8 protein-coding genes are annotated in these 12,409 nt (G+C 65.8%); all 8 read left to right on the top strand.

Annotated elements, in window-relative coordinates:
* Positions 1–3,565: alpha-2-macroglobulin (locus EN780_RS15925; RefSeq protein ID WP_133372624.1), on the top strand; the 3,565-nt coding region annotated here is incomplete at its 5' end.
* A gap of 205 nt (positions 3,566–3,770) precedes the next feature.
* Positions 3,771–5,861, top strand: a complete 2,091-nt coding sequence (gene pbpC / locus EN780_RS15915; RefSeq protein WP_245499987.1) for a penicillin-binding protein 1C — start codon at positions 3,771–3,773, stop codon at positions 5,859–5,861.
* Positions 5,862–6,021: 160 nt separating this feature from the next.
* Complete coding sequence (locus EN780_RS15910) at positions 6,022–6,801, top strand: M15 family metallopeptidase (RefSeq protein ID WP_245499985.1); 780 nt, start codon at positions 6,022–6,024, stop codon at positions 6,799–6,801.
* A 230-nt stretch (positions 6,802–7,031) separates the two neighbouring features.
* Complete coding sequence (locus tag EN780_RS15905) at positions 7,032–8,060, top strand: sulfate ABC transporter substrate-binding protein (RefSeq protein ID WP_128274661.1); 1,029 nt, start codon at positions 7,032–7,034, stop codon at positions 8,058–8,060.
* A gap of 72 nt (positions 8,061–8,132) precedes the next feature.
* A complete protein-coding gene (cysT, locus tag EN780_RS15900; protein WP_127311280.1) occupies positions 8,133–8,984 on the top strand; it encodes a sulfate ABC transporter permease subunit CysT in 852 nt (283 codons plus the stop codon).
* Positions 8,977–9,861: a sulfate ABC transporter permease subunit CysW gene (cysW, locus tag EN780_RS15895; RefSeq protein WP_128274660.1), complete on the top strand. Its 885-nt coding sequence runs from the start codon at positions 8,977–8,979 to the stop codon at positions 9,859–9,861. Before cysT ends, cysW begins: the two co-directional genes overlap by 8 nt.
* A 67-nt stretch (positions 9,862–9,928) precedes the next feature.
* A complete protein-coding gene (locus tag EN780_RS15890) occupies positions 9,929–10,987 on the top strand; it encodes a sulfate/molybdate ABC transporter ATP-binding protein (protein ID WP_128274659.1) in 1,059 nt (352 codons plus the stop codon).
* Positions 10,988–11,136: 149 nt separating this feature from the next.
* A complete protein-coding gene (locus EN780_RS15885; RefSeq protein WP_128274658.1) occupies positions 11,137–12,123 on the top strand; it encodes a sulfate ABC transporter substrate-binding protein in 987 nt (328 codons plus the stop codon).
* The last annotated feature ends 286 nt before the right edge of the window (positions 12,124–12,409 follow it).

Raw genomic sequence — 12,409 nt, 5'->3', positions numbered from 1 at the left:
CCGCCCCGACGGCGTCGAGGACCGCCGCATCGTCAGCGACGGCGCCTCCGCCGGCGGCCATGCCGTCGACCTGCCGCTCGAGCCAAACGCCATGCGCGGCACCTGGACGGTGTCGATCCATACTGATCCCAAGCAGGCCGCCGTCGCCAGCCAGATGTTCCTGGTCGAAGACTTCGTGCCGGATCGCATCGAGTTCGACCTCTCCGCCGACAAGAAGGAGATCGCGCAGGGCGAAACCGCCAACGTCACCGTCGACGGCCGCTTCCTTTATGGCGCGCCGGCCGCCGGACTGGCGCTCGAAGGCGAATTGACGCTGTCGACCGCCCGCGACTGGGACCGCTTCAAGGGCTATTCCTTCGGCCTCGCCGACGAGCAGTCGGCCGAACCTTCGGTGACGCCGCTCGCCGGCCTGCCCGTGGTCGGCGACGATGGCAAGGCGACCTTCCCGGTCGCCGTCGACCAGCTGCCCTCGACCACCAAGCTGGTCGACGCCAAGGTCACCGTCCGCATGCGCGAAACCGGCGGCCGCGCCGTCGAGCGCTCGCTCAACATCGGCATCCGCCCGCAGGGCCACATGATCGGCATCCGTCCGGATTTCGAGAACGACGAGGTGCCGCAGGGCGGCACGGCGAAGTTCAGCCTGATCGCCGTCGACCCCGACGGCAAGCGCGAGGCGCTGAAGGGCGCGCTGTGGTCGCTCGTAAAGGTCGAGCGCAATTACCAGTGGTACCGCTCAAACAACTCATGGAATTACGAGCCAGTCACCTTCACCAAATCGGTGGCCAACGGTCAGGTCGATCTTGCCGCCGATGGCGAGGCGACCGTGTCGCTGCCGGTCGACTGGGGCCGCTACCGGCTCGAGGTCGAGACGGCTGATCCCGAGGGTCCGGCGACCAGCTACGAATTCGATGGCGGCTGGTATGTCAGTTCCACCACCACCGAAACCCCCGACGGCCTCGAGGTCGCCCTCGACAAGGACACCTACGCCGCCGGCGAAGTGGCCAAGCTAAAGGTCTCGCCGCACTTTGCCGGCGAACTGCTGGTCACCATCGGCGCCGACAAATTGCTGAAGACCGTCACCGCAAGCGTGCCGGCCGGCGGCGGCACCGTCGACATCCCGATCGGCGACGACTGGGGCGCCGGCGCCTATGTCACGGCGACGCTGTTCCGGCCGGGCGACGCGCAGGAGACGCGCATGCCGGCCCGCGCCATCGGTGTGAAATGGCTGACGGTCGACCCGGGCTCGAAGAAGCTCGCCGTCACCTTGACGCCGCCCGAGAAGGCAATGCCGCGCCAGCAACTGTCGATCCCGGTCGCGGTGGCGGGCGTCCAGCCTGGCAGCAATGCCTATGTGATGGTTGCCGCCGTCGATGTCGGCATCCTCAACCTGACCAACTACAAGGCGCCCGATCCGGAGAACTGGTTCTTCGGCCAGCGCATGCTGGGGCTTGAGATCCGCGACCTCTACGGCCGCCTGATCGACGGCTCGCTCGGCACCACCGGCAAGCTGCGCACCGGCGGCGACGGCGCCGCCTTGCAGGCGCAGGGCAGCCCGCCGACCGAAAAGCTGGTCGCCTTCTTCTCCGGTCCCGTCCAACTCGACGCCGACGGCAAGGCCAGGATCGATTTCGACATCCCGCAGTTCAACGGCACCGTGCGCGTCATGACTGTTGCCTGGACCAGGGAAGCGGTCGGCCACGCTCAGGCCGATGTCATCGTGCGCGATCCGGTGGTCATCACCGCCGGCCTGCCGCGCTTCCTCGCGCCCGGCGACAACGCCGTCATGCGCCTCGACGTCGCCGATACCGACGGCCCGGCCGGCGACTACGCGCTGTCGATCGACACGACAGGCGACCTGTCGACGGGCGACAAGCCGCTGCCGGCGAAACTGACGCTCGCCCAGGGCAAGCGCCAGACGCTGACCGTGCCGCTGGTTGCCAAAACCGCCGGCAACGCCTCGATCACCGTCAAGCTCGCCCATGCCGACGGCACCGAGGTCGAGCAGACGCTCTATGTGCCGGTGCGGCCGGCGCAACTGCCGGTCACCACCCGCCTGGTGGTCGACCTCAAGCCCAATGTGGGCGCCTTGCGCGTCGACAAGGAACTCCTGGCGGCAAGCCTGCTCGACGGCGCTTCGGTCAGCGTCGGCGTTTCGCAGGCGGCCGCCTTCGACGTGCCGTCGCTGCTGATGACGCTCGACCGCTACCCCTATGGCTGCGCCGAGCAGACGACCAGCCGCGCCCTGCCGCTGCTCTATGTCAATGAGTTGGCTTCGGGCATCGGCATGGCCAGCGATCCGGACCTGCATGGCCGCATCCAGGATGCTATCTACAAGGTGCTGAGCTACCAGGCCTCGGCCGGCAGCTTCGGCCTGTGGGGTCCCGGCTCCGGCGATCTCTGGCTCGACGCCTATGTCAGCGACTTCCTGACCCGGGCGCGCGAGCAGAAATACGATGTGCCGGCGTTGGCGATGAACCAGGCGCTGAGCAACCTGCAGAACTCGCTCGGCTATGATCAGGACGTCCAGGATCGCGGCAGCGAGATCGCCTACGCGCTCTATGTGCTGGCCCGCAACAAGAAGGCTTCGATCGGCGATCTGCGCTATTACGCCGACACCCAGCTCGAAGCCTTCACCAGCCCGATGGCCGTCGCGCAGCTTGCGGCGAGCCTTGCGCTCTATGGCGACGCGCAGCGCTCGGAAGCTACCTTCCAGACCGCGCTGCGGCTGGCGAAGGGGGCCACCGAGTACGATTACTACCGCTCCGACTATGGCTCGCCGCTCCGCGACGGCGCGGCGATCCTGGCGCTGGCCGCCGAATCGAAGCTGGTGCCGACCATTGTGCCGGCGCTGATCAAGCTGGTGGCCAGGCAGCGCGCCGATGCCCGCTGGACGAGCACGCAGGACGAGTCCTGGATGCTCCTGGCGGCGCGGGCGCTGAAGGAGGGCAATGATTCCATCACGCTCTCCGTCAACGGCGCGCCGCATGCCGGTGGCTATTCCGACCGCTTCAGCGGCAGCGACATCGCCGACAGCCCGCTCACCATCGCCAACACCGGCAAGACGCCGCTGCAGGCGGTGGTCACCACGGTGGCCTCGCCGGTCGAGACGCTGCCGGCCGACGGCGACGGCTTCACCATCGAACGCACCTACTACAGGCTCGATGGCACCGAGGCCAACGTCACCGAGGTCAAGCAGAACGAACGCTATGTCGTCGTGCTCAAGGTCTACGAGCAGAACAGCTGGCCCTCGCGGCTGCTGATCACCGACCTGCTGCCGGCCGGCTTCGAGATCGACAATCCGGGCCTGGTGTCCAGCGCCCAACTGTCGAACTTCTCCTGGCTGGCGCAGACCGACGCCGCTCATCTCGAGTTCCGCGACGACCGCTTCGTCGCGGCCTTCAACCCGAACGATGGCGACGGCGACCGCAACATCACGCTGGCCTACGTCGTGCGCGCGGTGACGCCCGGCACCTATGCCCATCCGGCGGCAACGGTGGAGGATATGTACCGGCCGCAATACTCGGCCCGCACCGCCAGCGGCATGATGGAGGTCAAGGCGCCGTAAGCGCCTTGATAGACGTGGCGATGGCGCTGCCCCTCATCCGCCTGCCGGCACCTTCTCCCCGTATAGAGACGGGGAGAAGGGGGCTGTCGCGAATTTCTCCGCCTATTCTGCACCGTTGGCGATTGGCGAAACCATCGGCAACAGCCCCTTTCTCCCCGTCTCTATACGGGGAGAAATGTCCGGCAGGACAATGAGGGGCGGCGCCATGCTTTCCAGAAAATTCCTGCGTCGCAGCGCCATAGCCGCGGCTTGTTGCGTCGGCGTTGTTGCCCTTTCCACAGCCATCCTCTGGCAGCTCGACCGCGCCTACCCGCCGCCACTGCCAGAAAAACTGGCAGTCTCCACCGAGGTGCAGGACCGCGACGGCCAGTTGCTGCGCGCCTTCGCCACGCCCGACGGCTACTGGCGGCTCGAAACCCGTCTCGACCAGGTCGACAAACAGTTCGTCGACATGCTGGTCGCCTATGAGGACAAGCGCTTCTGGGACCATGACGGTGTCGATGTGCTGGCCCTTTGCCGGGCCGCCGGCCAGTTCGTCAGCAACGGCCACATCGTCTCCGGCGGCTCGACCCTGTCGATGCAGCTTGCCCGGCTGATCGAGCCGCGCGACAGCCGCAGCCTCGGCTCCAAGATCAAGCAGATGCTGCGAGCCATCCAGATCGAGCGGCGACTTTCCAAACGCGAGATCCTCGAACGCTATCTGACGCTGGCCCCCTATGGTGGCAATCTCGAAGGCGTGCGTGCCGCTTCGCTGGCCTATTTCGGCAAGGAGCCGAAGCGGCTGACGGTCTCGGAAGCCGCTTTGCTCGTCGCCCTGCCGCAACTGCCGGAGAAGCGACGGCCGGACCGCAACCTCGACATCGCGCATGCCGCGCGCGACCGCGTGCTGACGCGCATGGTCTCGGCCGGCCTGCTTGGCGACCGGGAAGCCGCGCGCGCTGCGCTGGACGACGTCTCCGGCCTGCGCCGCAAGCTGCCGGCGCTCGCCGCGCATGCCGCCTATGCCATGCTGCCCAAGGCAGAGCCGGGCAAGCCGCTGCAGCTCACCATCCGCAGGAGCGTCCAGCAAGGGCTGGAACAGGTGGCGAAGGAAGCCGCCGCCAGGCTCGGCCCAAGACTTTCCGTCGCCATGGTGCTGGCCGATGCCCGCACCGGCGACATCCTCGGCGAGGTCGGCTCGGCCGATTTCTTCGACGCCAGCCGCTCCGGCTGGATCGACATGACCAGGATCGTCCGCTCGCCGGGCTCGACGCTGAAACCGTTCATCTACGGGCTCGCCTTCGAGCAGGGCCTGGTCGCGCAGGAGACCATCATCGAGGACAGCCCGGCCGATTTCGCCGGCTACCGGCCGAAGAATTTCGACATGGGCTATCAGGGCGACGTCAGCATCCGCCAGGCGCTGCAGCTCTCGCTCAACGTGCCGGCGATCCGGGTGCTCGACGCGGTCGGACCGGCCAGGCTGACGGCGCGCTTCCGCCAGGCCGGCGTCAACCCGGTGCTGCCGGTCAACGAGGCGCCGGGCCTGGCGATCGGCCTCGGCGGCGTCGGTGTGACCTTGCGCGGTCTCGTCCAGCTCTATACGGGCCTCGCCAATGGCGGCAAGGCGCACACGCTGCATGACGGCACCGAGCCGGCCAACGCCGAACGCACCACCGCAACCATCCTCGACGACCAGGCCAACTGGCAGATCACCGACATATTGTCGGGCGTGAAGCCGCCCGAGGGCGCCTTGCAGCGCGGCATCGCCTACAAGACCGGCACCTCCTATGGCTACCGCGACGCCTGGTCGGTCGGTTTCGACGGCCGCTATGTGCTGGGCGTCTGGGTCGGCCGCGCCGATGCCGGCGCCGTGCCTGGTCTTTCCGGATACGTCTCGGCCGCGCCGATCCTGTTCGAGGGCTTTGTCCGCTCCGGCCTCGCCACCGTTCCGCTTCCCGGCCAGCCGGCCGGCGTCCGCCGCCCGAAACGCGACGAGTTGCCGGTGACGCTGGCGCGCTTCGGCGCCGGATCGGACGGGCTGGTGCAGGCAACGCCGGCCGAGCCCGCGCCGACGATCGTCTTTCCGCCCGACGGCGCGCGCGTCGACCTCGCCGCCAATTCGGCCGACTCCTCGCCGCTGGTGCTGAAGCTGCAGGGCGGCCGCGCGCCCTTCCGCTGGCTGGCCAACGGCAAGCCGCTGTCCGGCATCGACCGGCGCCGCACCGCCACCTGGCTGCCCGACGGCGCCGGCTATTCGACGCTCACCGTGATCGACGCCGCCGGCCGCGCGGCAAGCGTGAAGGTTTTCGTTGAATAGACAGCGCCAAGCGATTCATGGGATTGCGCTTCTTCGCCTGATGTATGGCGCGAGGCCCCCCTCTCTGGCCTGCCGGCCATCTCCCCCTCAAGGGGAAAGATTATTCGCTTCGCCACCTTCGCCAATTTTCGACCTTAGAAAGGCGGGAGCCGCGCCGAAAATGCCAATCTCCCCCCTTGAGGGGGAGATGCCCGGCAGGGCAGAGAGGGGGGCCTCGCGCCGACCTCTGTGGGGAGCATTTTTCGCAGCGCTTGCGCTAGCAATCGCGAGCCCTCTCTCGGCTTACGCAGATGCCCCGCCCTTCGGCTTCGTCAGGCTCGCCGATGTCGATGCGACCATTCGCCAGGACATCCGCTATGCCGGGAACAAAAACTTCCTGCGCCGCCAGGTCGACGGCTATGAGGCGCCGGTCTGCATCCTGACTAGGCAGGCGGCAAAGGCGCTGTCCATCGTCCAGAAAGCTCTTTCAGCAAAGGGCCAGACTCTGGTCGTCTTCGACTGCTATCGCCCGGCGAGGGCCGTCGCCGACATGGTCGAGTGGACGCGATCGGGCGGACCTCCGGACCCGCAATGGTACCCCTCCGTGAAACGCGGCGACCTCATCGCCAAGGGTTATATCGGCGAGCTCTCCAACCATTCGCGCGGCTCGACGGTGGATCTCGCCATGGCGCCCGTTGCTGGCGCGGCCGCACCTCACCCTTCCTGCGGCGCGCCCGATGCCGACACGCTTGATTTCGGCACCGGCTTCGACTGTTTCGACCAGGCCAGCGAAACCGCCCACCATCCGCTCCCCGGCAACGCGGCGGCAAACCGCAAACGACTGGTCGAGGCCATGCGCGCCGCCGGTTTCCGCAACTACGCCCGCGAATGGTGGCACTTCACGCTGACGGAAGAGCCGTTCCCGAAGCAACGCTTCGACTTTCCCGTCACCGCGCCTTAGAGGTCCGGCCGCGAAGGCCGACCTGTCGCCGCGCAGCCTTGCCTGGACGCGCCCCACTTCTAGATAGCGTCGGGCCGGCGAGGAGGCGGTCTATCTAATATGAGGAAACCATTTCCCCAAGGGGCAGGCGATCGGCGAAAAATTTCTCCGATAGGCCAAAAAAGGCAACATTGAATGCATCTAAATTCTATCAATTCGCTAGAGTTCGGCCGTCATCAACGGAGGCGGAAATGACCAAACCTCATTTCAAGAAACTGCTTGGCGCGCTGGTCGCCTCATCTGTCCAGTTCGGCACGCTCGGTTTGGCGTTCGCCGATACGACCCTTCTCAACGTGTCCTACGATCCGACGCGTGAACTCTACAAGGCCTATGACGAGGCCTTCGCCGCGCACTGGAAGGCCGAGACCGGCGAGACCGTGACCATCCAGCAGTCGCATGGCGGATCGGGCGCGCAGGCTCGCGCCGTGATCGACGGGCTCGACGCCGATGTCGTGACGCTGGCGCTCGAAGGCGACATCAACGCCATCGTCTCGAAGGCGAAGAAGATCAATCCGGACTGGCGCAAAAAGTTCGAGAACAATTCGGCCCCTTACACCTCGACCATCATCTTCCTGGTCCGCAAGGGCAACCCGAAGGGCATCCATGACTGGAACGACCTGATCAAGGACGGCGTCCAGGTGATCACGCCCAACCCGAAGACCTCCGGCGGCGCGCGCTGGAACTATCTCGCCGCCTGGGCCTATGCCAACGCCAATGACGGCGGCGACGATGCCAAGACCAAGGAATTCATCGCCAAGCTCTACTCCCAAGTGCCGGTCCTCGACACCGGCGCGCGCGGCTCGACCGTGACCTTCGCGCAAAAGGGTCTGGGCGACGTGCTTCTGGCCTGGGAAAACGAGGCCTATCTCGCGCTCGACGAATTCGGCGCCGACAATTTCGACATCGTCTATCCGCCGACCTCGATCCTGGCCGAACCGCCTGTCGCGGTGGTCGACGCCAATGTCGACGCCAAGGGCACGCGCAAGGTCGCCGAGGCCTATCTCGGCTACCTCTACTCCAAGGAGGGCCAGACGCTAATCGCCAAGAACCACTATCGTCCGGCAAAGCCCGATCTGGTGCCCGCCGAGGACCTCGCCAAACTGCCCGAGATCAAGCTGATCACCATCGACGATCCGCTTTTCGGCGGCTGGAAGAAGGCACAGCCTTATCATTTCGGCGATGGTGGTATATTCGACCAGATCTACAAGCCGGCCCAGTGAGGCGCGACGGCCTCGCGGCCGGGACAACCGACGGCAGTCTGGTCTGAATAAGAAGGGACGAACCAGAATTCCATGACCACAGCACCCGCTCCGGCGGGGTGGCGATTCAAGCAGCCGAGCGTCATTCCGGGTTTCGGACTGACGCTCGGCTTCTCGCTTGCCTACCTCACGCTCATCATCCTTATCCCACTCTCCGGGCTGGTCTGGCGCTCGGCGGCACTCGGCTGGACCGATTTCTGGGCGATCGCTGCCGACCGCCGCACCATCAACGCGCTTGAAATCAGCTTCGGCACCGCCTTCATCGCCGCCGGCGTCAACGTCGTCTTCGGCACCATCGTCGCCTGGGTGCTGGTGCGCTACCGCTTTCCCGGCCGTCGCATCGTCGATGCCATGGTCGATCTGCCCTTCGCGCTGCCGACCGCCGTCGCCGGCATCGCGCTCACCACGCTCTACGCGCCGAACGGCTGGATCGGCAAATTACTGATGCCGCTCGGCATCAAGGTCGCCTATACGCCGCTCGGCATCGTCATCGCGCTGGTGTTCATCGGCCTACCCTTCGTCGTGCGCACCGTGCAGCCGATCATGGAAGAGCTCGACAAGGAGGTCGAGGAAGCGGCCGCCACGCTCGGCGCCAACCGTTTCCAGATCATCACCCGCATCCTGTTCCCGGGCCTGGCGCCGGCGATCATCACCGGCTTCTCGCTCGCCTTCGCGCGCGGCGTCGGCGAATACGGCTCGGTCATCTTCATCGCCGGCAACCTGCCGTTCAAGTCGGAGATCGCGCCGCTGCTGATCGTGATCAGGCTGGAGGAGTACAACTATCCCGCGGCCACCGCGATCGCAGCCATCATGCTGGCGCTGTCGTTCCTGATGCTGCTGGTCGTCAACCTGGCACAGTCATGGAGCCGCAAACGCTATGGCTGACCCCGAAATCAAATCCTACGAACCGCATCACGAAAGCCAGTCGGCGGCGGTCACCGAAAGCCGGCCGGTGCGCATCGTGGCGATGGCCGTGGCCTTCGCCTTCCTCGCCGTCTTCCTGCTCATGCCGCTGATCGTCGTCTTCCACGAGGCGCTGGCAAAGGGCGTCGGTGCCTATTCGGAGGCGCTGGCCAGTTCCGACACGCGCTCGGCCATCCGGCTGACACTGCTGGTGGCGGCGATCTCGGTGCCGCTCAACCTCGTCTTCGGCATTTCCGCCGCCTGGGCGATCGCCAAATTCGAGTTCAAGGGCAAGGCCTTCCTGACCACCCTCATCGACCTGCCGTTCTCGGTCTCGCCGGTGATTTCCGGCCTGGTCTACGTGCTGCTGTTCGGCGCCCAGGGCGTGCTCGGCGCCTGGTTGAAGGCGCATGGCGTCGTCATCCTGTTCGCCGTGCCGGGCATCGTGCTCGCCACCGTCTTCGTCACCTTCCCCTTCGTTGCCCGCGAACTGATCCCGCTGATGCAGGAACAGGGCAATGGCGACGAGGAGGCCGCGCTTTCGCTCGGCGCCAATGGCGGGCAGACCTTCTGGTACGTGACGCTGCCCAACATCAAATGGGGCCTGCTCTACGGCGTCCTGCTCTGCAACGCCCGCGCCATGGGCGAGTTCGGCGCGGTGTCGGTGGTGTCGGGGCACATACGCGGCCTCACCAACACCATGCCGCTGCATGTCGAAATCCTCTACAACGAGTACAATGCCGTCGGCGCCTTCGCCGTCGCTTCGCTGCTTGCCGGCCTGGCGCTGGTGACGTTGGTCTTGAAAACACTTCTCGAGATGCGCTACGGCGCCGAGATCGCCGCCACGCGCGGACACTGAATGCATATCGCCCAAAAGCGCGAACCGGTTTTGGGATAACGGCAGGCACCGACAAAAGGGACGGTTTATGGAAGTTCGCGTTGCCAACGTGCGCAAGGAGTTTGAGCGGTTTCCTGCCCTCCACGACGTCTCGCTCGACATCAAGTCGGGCGAGCTGATCGCGCTGCTGGGCCCGTCCGGCTCCGGCAAGACGACGCTTCTGCGGCTGATCGCCGGGCTGGAGCGGCCGACCAAGGGCACGATCTTCTTCGGCGACGAGGACGCCTCGCAGAAGTCGATACAGGAGCGCAATGTCGGCTTTGTCTTCCAGCACTACGCGCTGTTCCGCCACATGACCGTCGCCGACAATATCGGCTTCGGCCTCAAGGTCCGGCACGGCGCGGCACGCCCGCCGGCGCAGGAGATCCGTCGCCGCGCCTCGGAGCTTCTCGACCTCGTCCAGCTCTCGGGCCTGGAGAAGCGCTACCCGGCGCAGCTCTCGGGCGGCCAGCGCCAGCGCGTCGCGCTTGCCCGCGCCATGGCGATCGAACCCAAGGTGCTGTTGCTCGACGAGCCGTTCGGCGCGCTCGACGCCCAGGTGCGCCGTGAGCTTCGCCGCTGGTTGCGCGAGATCCACGACCGCACCGGCCACACCACGGTCTTCGTCACCCACGACCAGGAAGAGGCGCTGGAGCTCGCAGACCGCGTCGTGGTGATGAGCCAGGGCCGCATCGAGCAGGTCGGTTCCGCCGATGAGATCTACGACACCCCGAACTCGCCCTTCGTCTATAGCTTCATCGGCGAATCGAGCTGCCTGCCGGTCAAGGTCGAGAGCGGCGAGGTCTGGATCGCCGACCGGTCGATCGGCCTGTCCGCCCCGCATGCGGCCTCTGGCGACGCGCTGCTGTATTTCCGCCCGCATGACGTCGAACTGCTCGACGGCTGCAGCGGCTGCATCGCCGGCACTGTCGCCGCGAGCCGCCGCGTCGCCGGCACCAGGCGGGTGGAGCTCGAGATCGGCGGCGAGCGCCAGCGGGTCGAGGTCGAGCTGCCCGTCGATCATCCGGCGGCGCAGAAGAGCCGGGTGGCGTTCAGGCCGCGGCGCTGGAAACTTTTCCCGGCGTCCGAGCCCGGAAAAGCCAGCTGAATCAGCCTGAAAGAAAATCCTAACAAGCATTTGTTTCGGCGGAATCTTTTCCGACGACGACACGATAGCGCCGGCTCGCATGTCTGGCGCTGGCCGGCCTTGTGCTATTATCCTGCGCCCTTGTTGCAACTCTCAAGGGGCCGGTTTTCATGAAGCGATTTTTGCTTGGCGCGGCGGCACTGGCCACCCTCTTCCTCGCATCCTCCGGGGCCTGGTCGGCCGACAGGTTGCTGAACGCGTCCTACGACGTCGGCCGCGAGCTGTTCGCCGAAGTCAACAAGGCCTTCGTCGCCGAACATCCGGGCGTGACGATCGACCAGTCGCATGCCGGGTCCTCCGCTCAGGCGCGCGCCATCGCCGAAGGGCTCGGCGCCGATGTCGTCACCTTGAACCAGGTCATCGATGTCGATTTCCTGGTCAAGAAGGGGCTCGTCTCCGCCGACTGGCAGAAGGATTTCCCAGACAACGCCTCGCCCTTCTATTCGCTGCCGTCCTTCCTGGTGCGCGCCGGCAACCCCAAGCACATCAAGGACTGGAACGATCTGGTGCGCGACGACGTGCAGGTGATCTTCCCCAACCCGAAGACATCGGGCAACGCGCGCTACACCTATCTCGCCGCCACCGCTTACGCCAAGGAGGTCTTCAAGGGCGACGACGCCAAGGTGAAGGAGTTCATCACCAAGCTGTTCAACAACGTGCCGGTCTTCGACACCGGCGGCCGTGCCGCCACAACGACCTTCGTGCAGCGCGAGATCGGCGACGTGCTGATCACCTTCGAATCGGAGACGCGCGGCATCCGCAAGGAGTATGGCAACGACAAGTTCGAGCAGGTCACGCCCTCGGTCAGCCTGCTGGCGGAATTCCCCGTCGCCATCGTCGGCAAGGTTGCCGACGAGCATGGCACGCGCGATCTCGCCAAGACCTATCTCGACTTCCTCTATACGCCCGAAGGCCAGGACATCCTTGCCCGCAACGGCAACCGCGTCCGCGATGCGGCGGTCGCGGCGAAGTACAAGGACCAGTTCCCAGATGTCCGCCTGCTGACGGTGGACGACGTCTTCGGCGGCTGGCCCAAGGTACAGGCCGAGCATTTCGCCGCCGGCGGCCTGCTCGAGCAGGCCTATGGCAGCCGCTGACGGCTCCAACGCCTCGGCGTCGACCTGAACAGGAAAGCCGGCTTCGCCGGCTTTCCTAATTTCATGCGCCAGCAGGCCAATTCCTGGCAAAATCCCGACCTCATCTGTGAGAAACGTTACAAAGAATCAACGCGTTTGTGCCTAACGTGCCGTCGGGCGGCTTGTTTTGCGCGAAACGGCATACGCGATCCGAGACGTCATGATTTGCACACAAACAACCGCCAGATGCAGGCGGTTGGGGGTTTTCATGAACTGAATCGGGCATGCTTTACAAAAAAAGCAAAAA

This window comes from Mesorhizobium sp. M4B.F.Ca.ET.089.01.1.1, assembly GCF_004022605.1.
Classification (GTDB): Bacteria; Pseudomonadota; Alphaproteobacteria; order Rhizobiales; family Rhizobiaceae; genus Mesorhizobium; species Mesorhizobium abyssinicae.
The sequence above is the reverse complement of the archived record's forward strand: the minus strand, read 5'-3'. Positions and strand labels throughout refer to the sequence as shown.